The 14866-nt window shown below is 40.4% G+C and carries 17 protein-coding genes; 12 read left to right on the forward strand and 5 right to left on the reverse strand.

Going from position 1 to position 14866, the window contains the following annotated elements; all coding sequences use genetic code 11:
* Nucleotides 1–296 precede the first annotated feature (296 nt).
* The 4 genes from ASG93_RS27110 to ASG93_RS27125 all read left to right on the forward strand — a co-directional run bounded on the left by ASG93_RS27110 (nt 297) and on the right by ASG93_RS27125 (nt 4780).
* The gene (locus tag ASG93_RS27110) at nt 297–1010 is read left to right on the forward strand and encodes a class I SAM-dependent methyltransferase (RefSeq protein WP_056837100.1); all 714 of its coding nucleotides are present in this window, start codon (nt 297–299) and stop codon (nt 1008–1010) included.
* A 104-nt stretch (nt 1011–1114) separates the two neighbouring features.
* A complete protein-coding gene (locus tag ASG93_RS27115; RefSeq protein ID WP_056837102.1) occupies nt 1115–3034 on the forward strand; it encodes a DUF2334 domain-containing protein in 1920 nt (639 codons plus the stop codon).
* 64 nt (nt 3035–3098) lie between these two features.
* The gene (locus tag ASG93_RS27120) at nt 3099–3626 is read left to right on the forward strand and encodes a GNAT family N-acetyltransferase (protein WP_056837104.1); all 528 of its coding nucleotides are present in this window, start codon (nt 3099–3101) and stop codon (nt 3624–3626) included.
* A gap of 104 nt (nt 3627–3730) precedes the next feature.
* Nucleotides 3731–4780: a YheC/YheD family protein gene (locus tag ASG93_RS27125; protein WP_056837107.1), complete on the forward strand. Its 1050-nt coding sequence runs from the start codon at nt 3731–3733 to the stop codon at nt 4778–4780.
* Between the two features lie 368 nt (nt 4781–5148).
* Here ASG93_RS27125 and ASG93_RS27135 read toward each other — a convergent pair whose 3' ends face one another.
* A complete protein-coding gene (locus ASG93_RS27135; RefSeq protein WP_056837111.1) occupies nt 5149–5826 on the reverse strand; it encodes a phosphatase PAP2 family protein in 678 nt (225 codons plus the stop codon).
* Nucleotides 5827–5966: 140 nt separating this feature from the next.
* Here ASG93_RS27135 and ASG93_RS27140 point away from each other — a divergent pair, with 140 nt between their 5' ends.
* Nucleotides 5967–6479: a DUF6886 family protein gene (locus ASG93_RS27140; protein ID WP_056837113.1), complete on the forward strand. Its 513-nt coding sequence runs from the start codon at nt 5967–5969 to the stop codon at nt 6477–6479.
* Nucleotides 6480–6498: 19 nt separating this feature from the next.
* Here ASG93_RS27140 and ASG93_RS27145 read toward each other — a convergent pair whose 3' ends face one another.
* The gene (locus ASG93_RS27145; protein WP_056837115.1) at nt 6499–6798 is read right to left on the reverse strand and encodes a hypothetical protein; all 300 of its coding nucleotides are present in this window, start codon (nt 6796–6798) and stop codon (nt 6499–6501) included.
* Nucleotides 6799–7092: 294 nt separating this feature from the next.
* Between ASG93_RS27145 and ASG93_RS27150 the strand changes: the two genes are divergently transcribed.
* The 5 genes from ASG93_RS27150 (at nt 7093) to ASG93_RS34510 (ending at nt 11095) form a co-directional block, all read left to right on the forward strand.
* Complete coding sequence (locus ASG93_RS27150; RefSeq protein ID WP_056837117.1) at nt 7093–7401, forward strand: hypothetical protein; 309 nt, start codon at nt 7093–7095, stop codon at nt 7399–7401.
* Between the two features lie 15 nt (nt 7402–7416).
* Nucleotides 7417–7890 (forward strand): hypothetical protein, encoded by a 474-nt coding sequence (locus tag ASG93_RS27155; RefSeq protein WP_056837119.1) that lies wholly within the window; start codon nt 7417–7419, stop codon nt 7888–7890.
* A 709-nt stretch (nt 7891–8599) separates the two neighbouring features.
* Entirely contained in the window at nt 8600–9361 is a 762-nt protein-coding gene (hisA, locus tag ASG93_RS27160) for a phosphoribosylformimino-5-aminoimidazole carboxamide ribotide isomerase (protein ID WP_056837121.1), read from the forward strand.
* Between the two features lie 74 nt (nt 9362–9435).
* Nucleotides 9436–10806 carry a PDZ domain-containing protein gene (locus ASG93_RS27165; RefSeq protein WP_056837123.1) on the forward strand — a complete coding sequence of 457 codons (1371 nt, stop codon included), beginning with the start codon at nt 9436–9438 and terminating at the stop codon, nt 10804–10806.
* 130 nt (nt 10807–10936) lie between these two features.
* Entirely contained in the window at nt 10937–11095 is a 159-nt protein-coding gene (locus ASG93_RS34510) for an aspartyl-phosphate phosphatase Spo0E family protein (protein ID WP_082615121.1), read from the forward strand.
* A 46-nt stretch (nt 11096–11141) separates the two neighbouring features.
* Here the strand turns inward: ASG93_RS34510 and ASG93_RS37315 are convergent, their stop codons facing one another.
* From ASG93_RS37315 to ASG93_RS27175, 3 genes are all read right to left on the reverse strand, one after another.
* Complete coding sequence (locus ASG93_RS37315; RefSeq protein ID WP_414858894.1) at nt 11142–11261, reverse strand: alpha/beta fold hydrolase; 120 nt, start codon at nt 11259–11261, stop codon at nt 11142–11144.
* A 262-nt stretch (nt 11262–11523) separates the two neighbouring features.
* Nucleotides 11524–12219 (reverse strand): hypothetical protein, encoded by a 696-nt coding sequence (locus tag ASG93_RS27170; protein ID WP_056837681.1) that lies wholly within the window; start codon nt 12217–12219, stop codon nt 11524–11526.
* Nucleotides 12220–12380: 161 nt separating this feature from the next.
* Complete coding sequence (locus ASG93_RS27175) at nt 12381–13010, reverse strand: DUF2642 domain-containing protein (RefSeq protein ID WP_056837125.1); 630 nt, start codon at nt 13008–13010, stop codon at nt 12381–12383.
* 333 nt (nt 13011–13343) lie between these two features.
* Here ASG93_RS27175 and ASG93_RS27180 point away from each other — a divergent pair, with 333 nt between their 5' ends.
* Together ASG93_RS27180 and ASG93_RS27185 are read left to right on the forward strand one after the other, a co-directional pair.
* Nucleotides 13344–13709 carry a hypothetical protein gene (locus ASG93_RS27180; RefSeq protein ID WP_056837127.1) on the forward strand — a complete coding sequence of 122 codons (366 nt, stop codon included), beginning with the start codon at nt 13344–13346 and terminating at the stop codon, nt 13707–13709.
* A 66-nt stretch (nt 13710–13775) separates the two neighbouring features.
* Nucleotides 13776–14828 carry a CotH kinase family protein gene (locus ASG93_RS27185; protein WP_056837129.1) on the forward strand — a complete coding sequence of 351 codons (1053 nt, stop codon included), beginning with the start codon at nt 13776–13778 and terminating at the stop codon, nt 14826–14828.
* Nucleotides 14829–14866 lie beyond the last annotated feature (38 nt).

Consider the following 14866-nt stretch of genomic DNA (forward strand, 5'->3'; position numbering starts at 1 on the left):
AGACCAAAATCGTCCATTGCCATTTATGTTTAAAATGATGCAGGAGCATACCCTCCAATCATGTTTTGTAACCAAATTTGCTTGAATTGTAGCACTTCAGTCCCACTGAGTCAAACCTGAAAGCGGTATCATTTCTTATTTTCAAATCATAAACAGCGTGATAAGATTGGAGTGTATTTGTGATTTCAATGTTGTAAGCGCACTCATGATCTACCTCTTCTCAAAACTCCTTCTAACGCTTGACCTTAACCTTAGGTTAAGGTTTATTCTTAGAAAAACTTGAAGGAGGAATGAGCATGTCTCGAGATCATAACATTTATCAAGATAACACTGAAACATACGATTTATTAATTAGTAAGCAACCAAATTTAGCAAAGGTAATTCATAAGATAAGGCCCTATGCGCATTTGGATGTGGTAGACTTAGGAGCAGGTACAGGAAGGCTTTCCATGTTTCTGGTCGAAGAAGCCCATTCACTTTGGTGTCTGGATAGTTCAAAGGCCATGCTTCGTGTGTTAGAGAAAAAGTTAACTACATTATCTTCTAAACCTAACTGGCGAACGATTGTTTCCGACCATAGAGCACTGCCAATTGAGGACGCTAGCAAGGATCTCGTCGTAGCTGGATGGAGCTTATGTTATCTTGCTAGCTCGAATAATGTAGATTGGGAGAATAATTTGAAACAAATGATGTCTGAAATTAGACGTATTCTTAAACCAGGAGGAACCGTGATTATTCTGGAGACTTTGGGTACAGGTTTTGCGAAACCGACGAGATATGATTATTTGGCACCTTATTACCAGTTGTTAGAAACCGAATATGGGTTTGAACACACCTCGCTAGCCACCGATTATAAGTTCAAAGATGTGAATGAGGCTGTACAATTAACTTCGTATTTCTTTGGGGAGGATTTTGGAAAGCAAGTAAGGGCAAATAATTGGCATGTGGTACCTGAGTATGCGGGTATTTGGTATAAGCACTTCAATTCGCAGCACCAAAAATTATCGTAATAACTTATAATAGACAATATTCCATGGATATAGTCCAATAGACCTATAGTGTTCATGAATCGCTTGGTTAAGAAAATGATCCAGCATCCTTGGGGGGAGCTTGCATGTTGAGGATCTTGTTACAGAAATACAATTGGTTGAAGTATGTGATAGCAGGCATCGTTACTTTAAGTTTATACATCGGTTTAATTCACATCATCACCGTCGAAGGAGCCGGCAATAATCCGCGATTCATGATGCTTCGGTTAGAGGACATAGGTCCTGGTGGCTATTATAGTACACCTGAAGGGCTCGGAAAGCTGAGAGCCGTCTTTGATTATTTGCATCAGCAGCATGTTCAATACAGTATGGCAGTCATTCCGCGTTGGATCAATATAAGTCAAGACGGTAAACGTTATGATCGCGCTATCGATCAGTTGGATAATGACTATATTCAAGCCTTTGATCGAGTTCTACGCGAAGCTGCAGAGCATGGCGGATCTATTGGCATGCATGGTTATACCCATCAGGTGGGAGATGTTTATCGTGAGGATGGGCATCAAGCGTCGGGTATAGGCAACGAATTCAATGTTGTAGATAAGCCTGAAACAGCGACCACTGCTTTTGCGGAACAACGTGTGCAAGAAGGTTATCGCCGTTTTCGCCTTGCTAATTTATCGCCTCATTTCTGGGAAGCGCCGCATTATCATACAACGCCCGAACAGGATAAGGTGTTTCGTTCTTATTTCGGCCTCTTTTATCAACCAGATGTTACGATCGATTCCAACCCACCTGCAGCGCAATATTTGAATGTTCTTAATAAGGGGTTTGGAAATACGTCGTTTGGCAATGTGTACGTACCGACAACCCTTTCGTATATACCTAGTGGTAAAGATGAGAAGTTTATTCTTAATCAAATGGGGAAAACAGAGCGAATTAACTCTTTTTTCTATCATCCTTTTTTGGAGTTTAGCCATCTGGTGCCTGTCGTGGACGATGAGGGTGAACAGATTCTGAAGGACGGAATACCGCAATATCAATACGCTGGTGAGAATAAAAGTGTGTTACAAAGGCTAATCGAACAAATTCATTTGAAGGGTTATCCGTTCTATTCCATTCATGATTACGTACCTTTTACGCCATCTGTGAGTCTGAAAGGTGGAAGCACAAAATCTAAGCTCGTACAAATCGGCAATGTAGCAGGCAAGAATCGAGATGACATTGTTACGTGGGATAAGAAAACCTCCAATCTGTCGGTCATTCAAGCTCAGTACGATGGATTACGCAATGAAAACCAACCTGCACCACGGGTTTGGGCGTCCTTGCCGTATACAGATGGCTCATCATTTACACTTAATGGAATGAATGATCCCAATAAAAAGGGTCTTTGGGTTGTTCGACCTTCCGGCAAGCTTGAGAGCTACTCTTCAAATGGGACTTCGTTCGTGCAACAACAAATTTGGACGATTCCTGCTAAACGTTGGTACGATTTGTATGAATTGCGACAGTCCAATGGGGACTGTATCCTTGCCGGTCAATCGCAAGATCGAAGTCAACTTCTAGGTGTATACATGCATGGAGGGAAAGTTAAAGAAATTAAGCCTTACACGTTTAGGTCCAATTCTTCAAGGGATCTACTTGTGAGGAAATTACGAAATGAGGACAGCCAACGCTTGTTTTTGTTCAAAGAGAATACCTCCCAAGGCGTGGAATTTGAATTGGATACAGCGAACATGCAATGGAAGCTGAATAAGGTTTCACTGAACATTCCCGATGAGCTCGGCGGCATCCGATTCGGTGATTTTAACGGGGATGGCAAGGAAGATATTTTACGCTCTGACTCCAAAAATTTAACGAACCGTGTGTATCTACAAACAACGGAGGGTGAATACAAGCTGCTCTCGGTATTTGGTCCTTGGGGCCGAACGAATGGACGCTTAACAGTTGCTGATTTCGATGGAAACGGTAAAACGGATATCGCGATGTTACCAAACGATGAGGGTCAATTAGATGTTGCTTTGTCCTATCAAAGTCTGAATGAATAAGAAGCAGGTATGGGGCAGAAGAAGCAACAGGGACTCTGGTTTGAAAGTATAGGATGGTGAGTCTATGAGTAGTGTGAAGATCGACATTAGAAATATCCGTCTAGAAGAAGCGAAGGAGTATTGGGCGCTGCGGCTTGAGGCACTGTATAAACATCCTGATGCGTTCGGCGCTGCATATGAAGAATCGGTTTTGCTGCCTTTGGAAGAAATTGTGAAACGGATTGGTCAAGATAGCAGTAATTATATATTGGGTGCTTTTACAATTGAAGGTCAGCTTATCGGGACAGCAGGATTTAAACGAGAGCAAAGTCTAAAGATAAAGCATAAAGCCTTTATTTGGGGTGTATACGTATCTGAGAAATACCGCGGGCAAGGGATTGCGAAGCAATTAATGATAGAAGTGATCCGTAGAGGGAAACAGCTGGAAGGTTTGAAGCAAGTGACACTTAGCGTGGTAACCACGAACAGAACAGCTATTGACCTTTACCGCAAATTAGGTTTTGAGACGTATGGCGTTGAACGAAATGCTTTGGAATATGCGGGACAAGGCTATGATGAAGAAATGATGGTTTATATATATAAGAAGCAATAGTTATAGAACCAGGAGAGCTGCCATTGTGCGGCTCTTTTTTGCAGCATTTTGGACCATGTCTGCATACAGTGTAAAAGTTGATCCTTTTAGACGGAGGTGATGAAGTGAGCACTGTGGTTGGAATTCTTCTAGATCGAAAAACTTATTTAGGCATTCACAGGCAGCGGACCGGATATGAGCGAATCGATCTTTATAATAAAGCCGCTGAACATCTGGGGATGACGCCATTCTACATGTGCCTTCAGCATATCAGTGAGAAGTCTGTTCTAGGTTTATGCTATGAAAATAAAAAGTATCGACTAATTAGGCTGCCTATTCCCAAAGTCACTCATAATCGTGCGATGACGCTTACGCCGTATTTACAAAAGCAATTAAGTCTTCTTTCCAAATCAAGTATTGTATTCAATGGGCAAAATCGCCATGATAAACTTCGTATTCACAAGTTATTATCGACAATCAAATCAATTCGAGAATATTTTCCTGAAACTATGGCCTACTCAAGAGAACAAATGGTAGACGCGATGAAAAGATTTTCATCTCTTTACGTTAAACCGTCGAATAGCAGTATTGGTAAAGGGGTGATTAAAGTCTCTCAGAAGGAAAACGGGGATTGGCAGGTTTGCTGGAGTAATAACGAACCGAAAATGCTTAGTGAAAGGAAAGCCCAAGATTTTATCCATGAAAAGGTTGGAAAACAAAGCTATCTCATCCAACAAGCGATTTCATTGGCAACGTATAATGGTCGACCCTATGATTTAAGGATTTCCGCCCAACGCGGGGATAAAGGGAAGTGGCAGATTACGGGTATTGCAGGCAAAGTTGCTGCATCAGGTAGACATGTTACGAATTTGGCTAAAGGCGGAGAAGCTAAGCGATGTGAAGAATTGTTTCGGGCTAGCGGCTTTGATCCATACCGAATAAAGGCATCTGTTGAGCAAGCATCTCTGTTGATCGTCGAAAACTTAAGTGAGCGCATCCCAGATATGGCAGACGTCGGACTGGATGTTGGCGTTGACCACAATGGGCGAATTAAACTTATCGAAGTGAATGGAAGAGATCAGCGATATGAATTTAAGCAATTAAAAATGCATCAGACTTTTAATAATACGTATGAGACACCGTTAAGATATGCTAAGTTTCTATTAAACCGATGAAGTTTCAATGAATCCAGCCCTATCTTTTGTGGGGCTATTACATAGTAAATAGGAGAAATGGGGATTAACACTACTATAATTGGCTTATTCAACTAGGACACAAATAGCGTGAATGGAATAAACTTTAGTATGACGCTGTAAAGGTGGAATTCGAGGTGAAAAGTCGAGTGTTAATTATCAAAATGAATTTATTGCCCTGGTATAACGAACTTGATGATAATCTAGATATCGATCATTCAGAATTTCCAGGGCTTGTCCGTGATCAAATAGTAGCAATTGGCGAGTATTCAATAGAGTTCATAAGTAGATTTGAAACGAGATTGAGGCAAATTAGCGAAATTACTTAGCAAATTTACCTCCGCAGTTGATCATGTACGATTAGGAGGATTTTGTTTTACTTTTTTAGAGTATGCTCGATACTCTTTGTACCATTGAAATAACCATACTCCTAATGTGAAGTAGACCCCGCTTGCCAAGTATCCGCCAATGACATCACTAGGGTAGTGAACTCCAAGGTAAATCCGGCTTATCCCAATAATGATGATCATCATGCTGCAGATGATGATGATGACACTTCTAGCGATTCTCGTAGAGAGGTGCCGCCAAAGGAGAAAAGCAAGAGACGAGTAAAGCGCGAAGGCTTCCATGGAATGTCCGCTTGGGAAGCTGTAGCCAGTTTCTTGAATAAGTCTATGCAGGTCGGGTCTTTGACGAGCGAAATACAATTTGAGGAGCAGATTAATAATGCCTGTACCTGCAACTATGGAAATAAAGAAAATGAGTTCAAAACGATGATGTAAAACGAAATAAAGAAAAAGTATGGCAGAGAGGGCAATGACGACTACTATCGGAGTCGAACCAATGAAAGTGAATACTTTCATGAGCAGGGTGAGTCCAGGCGATTCCATTCCTTGAATGAGACTAATTACATTATGATCGAATTGCGCGATCCGTTGGCCTTGAATGTAGGTAGCAACAAGGGAGAAGCAAATAAGTGAAATGATGCAGAGAATGAGGACAAAAGTAATCTTAAGTTTTGGGATCATGGTAGGTACTCCAAATTCACAATTTATTAATGTTTACAAATATTTAGTATAACATAAGGATATTTATGTATACGAGGCCATTGTTATTTAAAGGTATTTCATCATGCCTCTAGAATTATGGATCATGAAGAGGTGATCCGATGGAATTATATCATTTTAGCCATGAACCCGATATTGAGGTATTCATCCCAAGAGTAAAGGCAAATCGTACAGATATGCCTCCAGTCGTTTGGGCAATAGATCCTGAACATGCCTTTACTTTTTATGTTCCACGGAATTGTCCGCGTATTGTGTACAAGAGATCAGCAGCAATGAGTGAAGAAGATGAGCGAACATTTTTTGGAGTAAGTTCCTCTGACACAGTCATGGTGGTGGAGAACGATTGGTATTCACAGATCAGTCAGACAACCATGTATCGGTATACATTTGCAAGGGAAGGCTTTGAAATGTTTGATGAAACCGCAGGTTACTTCATTTCTCAGCAAACGGTCACACCTCTGGACATGCAGCCTATCAGTCATTTATTAGATCAATTGATGGCATTAAATATTGAAGTGAGATTTACACCAAGATTAATTAAACTCAGAGAAGCTATTCTTGCATCTACGCTCAACGATTTTGGCATTCATCGATTTGAACATGCGAAGCGTTAATAGATCGAGTTAATAATTTTTAGAGTTTGAATCTCTCGATCTGGTCCCATTTATTTTCGAGTTCTAGTATTCGCTTTTGCATGGGGCCAAGGAGGTCGAAGTGGGGATAGGAAGGACTATAGTGAATATATTGCGGGTTCAGTCCATGTGATACACACCATTTGGATAACCGATCCAAGTCAGAACACCCCACCTTCGTGACCGTTCGAATGCCAACAAAGCGTTTATCCAGCCAGTAATGAGTCAAAAAGGCAATTTCGCCGCGGCTAACGGCAGCCTTCCATTGTTGAAGTTCTTCTCTTTTTATGCCAAAGGCCATTGTGATTCCATCCTTTTTGCTTAGAATTCATAAAAGTGTGTTATAATTATACAATATAAGACAAGAAGAGGCAGGGAATGACCTGCTTCTTTTTATTTTTAAAAATGAATTTGGCTTTTGTATTGCTTCATACCCATCAAAACAAGTAAAATAGAAGAGAAGCATTATTTGATCGATGTAAAGCCAACGATGCCAACAAGGGATTGGATCCTTTTCAATGAGGAAGAACCAGACGGTCAGCATGTTTTTACCACAAGAAAATAAACGGTTTAAAGGAAAAGGGGACATTTAAAAGTGAACGTTCATTTAAATTTTACGAACAAGGGAAAACTGGTTATTGAAAATTTTAACAATGAGGAATTAATTGAAATTTTCAGCCGATACATCAACACGTTAACGAAGAAATACGCGGTAGATGTTAAGGTCCTTGCAGAAGCTAATCAGAACATTGTCGAAGAAGGTTCATTCAAAGTTATCCTTTCCAATGTACAGTGTGATGTAGAAACTTTTTTCAAAGAACTCGGAAGAGACATTAAAGTGCCTTTGAAAAAGAGATCAGACGGAAAATTGGAGAACGTGTTTAAAATCCAGGTTATTGAGTAAGTAACGGAGGCTTGTATGCTTAGTTTAGAAGAAAAATTAGCTATCGTGGAATCTTTTCCCGAGTTAGAGCGGAAAAATGTTTCCCTTGGCCGGATCAATTTTCATTATGAAGATAGTGCTTATGATAAGAAAACTGTTGTTTATCACCTGCACCCTAACGGAAATGGATTTGTATACGCTGAATATATCAAAGGATATGCTACGGACAACAAAGGGTTAATAAATATCCGTGATTTCAGCGCGGATGAGCTGCGAGACATTATCGAGAAGTCGATTCTTTCTTTAACGGGTAAGACATCCAAGAAGCTTCCAAAGATGGATTCAGAACAACAAGAAGAGCATTGGATAGATGAAGACGGCCATCTCTTGGTCGTTACCTTCGTTGAAGATTTATGGTATATCTATGCCGGCAGCAATCTAGACTGTGCCTTTGAAACCTATGAAGAGGTTCAAGAGTATCTGGAAGAAGAAGGATTCGCTAAAAAGTAAATTTAATTGGTATATTTCAAGAAAACCTCATCTACGGATGAGGTTTTCTTTCAGGAGATAAGATGTTTTGGGTTGGAGCGAATTTAACGAAAAGAAGCAACTCTCTCTATAGTTCCTTTGTGATAAACCTGCAATTATACATGCTTTTTTTCTTTGAATAGCCACTATTCGCAAAAGCCTGCGATCTTGCAGGCTTTTAAGGTCTTTTTTTAATTTCAGGATGGAAAAAGCTAAAATTTCCTGCATAATAGCAGGCATTTCCTCTATTCAAACGATTTTAGCAAAAATACCTGCACTTTCGTAGTTATTCTGCTCTGGACTTGAGTGAATAATCGTTCTCCTCGACACGTTAACGAAGCCCTTATGGGATGCAGCTGTTAAGCGCTAATGTTTAGTCAGTGGATGAATAACATGCATTTCTTACATGATAAAGCATCTAAATCGAATGCTTTATTCACTGTTGGTGCTTTTCGAGCAAATAAGATGCAGGTATTACAGGTAAATATCTAAAATACAACAAATCATCTAAGATAAGATGTACAATTTGCAGGTCGAGACTGGATGAATCTTGGCTAGGTTAGCAGGCAGCGCTCCAAATTACAAACGAGAATTAAACGTTAAAAGTACTGAACCCTCACTTGTGGCCTATTTGTGCTATAATTGATGGAAAATTGATCTAGCTGCAATTGATTCTAGTGGGGGTATTTTTGTGAAATTTAGACCTTGTATCGATTTACACAACGGTAAAGTTAAACAAATCGTAGGTGAAACGTTAAGTACGGAGGGGAAGGAAGTCATTGAAAACTTTGTTTCCTCTTATGACTCAACCTATTATGCCGCGATGTTCAAAAGGGATCATCTGCTTGGTGGACATGTCATCATGCTAGGTGACGGGAATAAGGATGAAGCCGTGAGCGCGCTGCGAGAGTACCCCAGTGGATTGCAAATTGGCGGAGGTATTCATGCGGAAAATGCTGGTTACTATCTTGAGCAAGGTGCTTCGCACGTCGTTGTGACCTCCTATATTTTCCGCGACGGGCAACTGAATATGGACAATCTTAACCGAATCGTAGCTGAGGTAGGGAAAAATAATTTGGTCATAGATCTCAGCTGTAAAGAGAAAGATGGCAAATGGTTCGTCGCTACTAACCAATGGAAGCAATTAAGTGACTTTGAATTGAATAATGAAAACATTCAGTTTTTGGAACAATATTGTGATGAGTTTCTAATTCATGCTGTTGATGTAGAGGGCAAGCAAAGCGGTATTCAGCAAAGCCTGGTCCGTACATTGGCAGATTGGATAGAAATTCCTACTACCTACGCAGGTGGAGCTAGATCATTCGCGGATCTTGAGCTATTCAAAGAGTTGTCCAGAGGAAAGCTCGATATCACCATTGGGAGTGCCTTAGATATTTTCGGTGGCAAGCTCTCTTATGATGAAGTCGTGAAATATATGAACGAGTTAACTTAGTTAAAAGCAGCAGATACCTTACGATTAAGGTGTCTGCTCTTTTACGATTCGGTGAAATAGGGGATGTTTGAGGGATGGCACGCTGGCAAAGACTTTACTATTTGGGTATGGTTTTAGCCCTAATATTAGCTGTAACAGGGGAATTAATTTGGCTGCCTGATCCCTTGCGATTAGGTGCAAGGATTTATTGGATAGATGCGATTGATCTACTGATCTATGCTCTTGCCTTGATTCCTATTATTTGGATGGCTGGCGCACTAAGGCATATGTTCTCGCAAAGAAGTATCTGGATTCGCGTTCGAAGTATCGCGGTAATCGCAGCTTCCTTGACAAGTGTCATTATTCTGTTAACAATTCCGAAGAAAGTTGAAATTTCGGTGAGTACTTTTCTTATAACTTGGTTACTAATATTTATAGATTTATTTTTCCATGAACGGATGCGTCGCAAGATGCCTGTTCAGAGTATAACCGTGTTTGGTTCTACTTTGTGTCTATTGCTCGTGATGTTCTGGCCAACGAATTTCATGGTCACTTACCCAGGATTGACCTTAAATATGAATCGTTATGCTCTGGCAAATGGGGGAAGTGCTCATGGAGATATTTCGGGTGTGCTCGTCTTTGAGCGGCCAGCATTCCCGATCGATTGGCTATATGCGAAGCTTTTTCCTAAGTATACATTTGAGCCGAAGAATCTCGGTATGTCTTTGGGAGCGTATAACCAAGAAGTACGTGCGATGAAGGAGGATGCGAACGCCGCGGGAAGTGCAATTGCTTATCAGAAAGTAGGTAAGGGCAAGGGGATCACCTCGCACGGTGTTCGCATCACAGCTATTCTAAAAGATAGCCCTGGTGCTGGCGTCTTGCAGCTAAGCGATGTGATCGAGGGAGTAGATGGTTATAGCGTTATAACAGTTCAAGAGCTGACAGCCCGAATGAAATTGACCAAGCCTGGGGATCAAGTGAAGGTGTTGTTGCTGCGCGGCGGACAGCAAGTTAGTCTATCGGTTATGACACGGGCAAATCCGGACGATCCGAGCCGTGCTGCCTTCGGCATTCAAGTTGCGAATGAGGTGCAATATGATATTCCAGAGCCGGTGAAATATCATAACTATTTACTGCATGAAGGAGGGCCTTCGCATGGGGCGGTGCTGGCACTAACTTTGATTGATCAGCTCACACCTTGCGGTGTTACTTACGGGAATCGTGTAGCAGGCACAGGAACCATAGAGCCCGATGGTTCGATTGGTCCAGTTGGAGGCTTAGAGCAAAAAGCCTATAGTGTCAGCAGAACGGATGCCGATGTATTCTTTGTTCCATCCCAAAATGAGTCAGAAGCAAGACGAGGAGCAACTGGACTGCTAATTGTACCTGTGAATACGATTGACGATATGTTGAATTGGTTGCACAATCATCCTAAGCAAAAAAATCAGTCAACTTGCTCTTAGCCAAAAAAAGCGCATGTTGTCACTTCGACAACTGCGCTTTTTCATAGTTTACTTAGCCATGCTCATATTTTCTTAACAATATTTATATAAAATATATAAATAATAGACTACTCATTGGAGGTCATGCAAAATGGACTCGTTATTTGAACTAGAGAAGAAAATAGAAGCTAAAAGAGATGAGCTTAACCATGCGGGAAACATGTACGAGCTGCGCTCCGAGTTCATTTTGCGATTATCTGGTGAGTTGGATGAATTATTAAATACTTATCAAATATTGATAGCTTGTTAGTCTCTAGACGATTCATAAATCTTTCGTGCGAAAACTTTTCAACAGCCTAGTTAGGGTCAGCGCCATGTCCTGGGAATTCAGGAACATAGACGGTATGGCCTTTTTTGCGTAATTCAGAAGCAACCCCAGACCAAAAGCTTGTATCTGCCCACGAACCATGAATCAGAACAAAAGTGAGAGGCTGATCTCTTTCACGGTACTCATGTTCGAAATCCTGAGCCTAAGGAGCCTGAGTGGTGTAAGGCCATACGGAAGGGGGAAATGGGGGGGGGTTAGGATGCTGGAACGTCCAAGATTGGAATGGTTGCGGCAGGTTCTCATAATTGTAGGTCATTAAGGTCTTCCTCTCGAAGTTTATGCATTAGTGTTTGCCCAGAAAGCCCAGTTGCCACAACAAAACAAAATGACGTCCGTTCTGGACGTCAACGTTAGAAAATGCGCCCTCCAAAGTTGTCATTTTTGCGAGCAGATGGTAAATGTATCGTTTTCACATGCTCACTATGGAGTATCGATTTCCCGGTAGCTGTATGGAGCTCGAGAAAAGGATGATCCGCTGAATGAAGGACGCCAATTTTACTTGGATTCTCCCCAAGATCCAGGACAACAAACTGGCTTTCCAGTTTTTTTAACTGCTGATCAAATGTGCGTGAAAACGTAACTTGAGAAGGTTGGACGAGAAAATTCTCCATTTTCATAGAGTACGGTGTCGTATTAGGATGGTATGGGATCACATATTTGACATGCTTCATCGAAATAAAAATCGTATGAAATATAGGGGAGTGGAAGGCAAAATAATCATTCATGATATGAGTCAAGTACCCATGTATGCTTTGATTGCCAGTGATATATATTTCAACGAACATCCCTTTAGCGCTCATTAACATCTTTCGATAAGAGATAGACGAGGACTGAAGATCAAAAGGATATTCCGAAGGTGGGTCTATGGAAGAGCTAGCATAGGTATCGAGCTTTAAATACTGTAAATGGATAATTGGAATATAGTAAAAATGAAATTCATTGAAAATCACGATAATATCACTGCCTACCTCAAGCAGTACGCCCTTTAAAGGTTGTTGAAGCCCCGAAAATGATAGCTCCACTTGTTTATCAATTAGTTTTGTCATTGCTTCCACAGTTTGCACCTCCTTTCAATCTAGTAGAAATGCTTTAACTAGTGCATAAATAACCCCAAATGGCGCGCTGAATGCCGTAGCAATCAGCGCGCCTGCGACGAGATTGGGGTTATAGGATATGGGAATCATTTGTGCAGCAAGTTCTACTAGATTTAAAGAGCGCGGTATTTTTTCAGTAAAAGTTTAATGGCTACGATTTGTGAAGCTGTTGCTTTGTTGCTTTTGTTATTGTTGCTTTTGTTGTTATTATTGCTTTTGTTGTTATTGTTATTTTTATTGGAAGAGCTATTCGAGTTATTGCCTTTGCTATTATTTTTGTTAACGGCATTAATACTTTTAATATGGAAGATTGGAATTCGGATGATTTCATTATTTACAACAAGCAGCAAGACGTTATCCCCGGAATATACGACAAGACCTTCCACTTTCTCAGGGCCTCCACGGTTGATTTGAACAAATGTGTATCTCATTTGATTCAAGAGTCCTTCAAAGGTATAAGCATGTTCAAAACGGTTAAGAGTTCTGCCGCTTCTGTTGCTTTTATTGCTTTTGTTGCTTTTGTTGCTTCCATTGCTACTGTTACTTTTGTTACCTCTGCTAGCATTGCTGCCACTAATGCTTTTGATATGTTGTAATTGAATGTAAACAATTATTCCATCATTCATACGGACTACTAAGTAATCATGATGGACGGAAAGTAATCTACCAACGATAGAGTCAGGACCTCCACGATTGATTTTAACCTCAGTACCGATTAATGAACCTAAATAGTTTAAACTCATTTTGTCATTTCCCCTCTCAGGAATGTGGTTTAGTTTGTATATAAGCAGCGGATACTAGTTTGTGTTCACCCCCTGTACCAATGTCATTGCTGCTCATTTGTAATATAAGTATATGTATCCGTTAGAGATGAGGTACTAGATTAGAATCTATTTTTGTAATAATTCCACCAAAAGAAGGAACCTACTAATAATTAATTTTTCTATATCAACCAATATCTCTATCCAATTCGAATCTACTATCATAGACTGCACTATCAACTATGAGGAGGTTTTTGGAGATGGAAGTTAGTTTATCTAACAAATGTAATTGCGAAAAAGCAAGCGGCAACAAAAATGAGAAAACACAAGCGCAAAAAAATGACAAAACCAGAGGCTGCAAAAGTAACAAAACAAGAGGAAACAAAAGCGACAAAACAAGAGGAAACAAAAGCGACAAAACAAGAGGAAACAAAAGCGACAAAACAAGAGGCAACAAAAGTGACAAAACAAGAGGAAACAAAAGCGACAAAACAAGAGGCAACAAAAGTGACAAAACAAGAGGCAACAAGAGTGACAAAACAAGAGGCAACAAAAGCGACAAAACAAGAGGAAACAAAAGCGACAAAACAAGAGGCAACAAGAGTGACAAAACAAGAGGCAACAAAAGTGGCAAAACAAGAGGGAACAAGAGCCGTGGCAATCGTTCATAATCACGAATAAATTAATCTAGAATGAAAGTCTATCTACAGTAGATAGGCTTTTTATTATGTAAAAAGGCGGTGTGCCATGATACCGACTCGACATATCGTAATCCAGGATCATCAACTTAGAAAGTTGAATGAAGATGTTTGGAGCAATCAATTTGTAAACGGTGTACTTATTAGTAAAGGGAAAAGTGTTCCTATTAAGATTCGTTATCGTGGTGGGCACACGCGAGAGTATAGGAAGAAATCGTACGAAATTGTATGTGGGGGTAAGACTTACCACCTGAATGCAGAGTATGATGATCCTTCGATGATACGGAATGCACTCTCCTTTCGATTTTTCCAACGTATTGGTGTACCTAGTCCACAAACAAAGCATTTTGAATTGAAGCTAAATGGAGAGAATCTGGGGGTTTACTTAGAAATAGAAGCGGTTGATAAAAACTTCTTCAGGCAAAGGAAGATTAGTGCGCAATCCCTTTTTTATGCCGTGGATGATGATGCCAACTTTGAGCTGTTTCACCCGGAAACAAAAAGGAATAAGAAGTCGTTGTTTGAAGGGTACGAGCAAATCATGGGCTTAAGCGCCGAAAAAAAAGAACTGAGCGCATTCATTTCCAAGATCAATAAACTGTCTGGAAAACCATTGTCTCAATACTTACAATCCCATTTGGATATAGATAATTATTTGCGATGGTTAGCAGGAGCCGTTTTTACTGGAAATTTTGATGGGTTTGATCAAAATTATGCGATCTATCGTCACAGGCCAAGCAAATTATACCGCATCATACCTTGGGATTATGAAGGCACGTGGGGGAGGAATTGCTATGGGAAAATATGTGGCAGTGATTTGGTACGTATTAAAGGCTACAATGGCTTGACCGGAAAACTGATGAGTTTCAAGAGCGTTAGGCTGCGTTATAAACAAATTCTTGCCTCCATTCTTCGTACATCGTTTACACAGAAACAGATATCTCCGATGATTGAACATTTACATGGTACGATAGCCCCTTATTTATTGAATGATTATAATCGTAAGTGGCCTTATTCAGAATTCAGAGGTGAGCCAGAACTAATAATGAACTACATTAAGGAAAGGCGGGAAATTATTAAGCAAGAAATGGAAAAGCTTTAGTTAACCAAATGCCCCATAGCATTTGGTTTTTTGTTGTT

Origin of the sequence: Paenibacillus sp. Soil787 (genome assembly GCF_001429545.1) — a bacterium.
GTDB lineage: Bacteria > Bacillota > Bacilli > Paenibacillales > NBRC-103111 > Paenibacillus_E.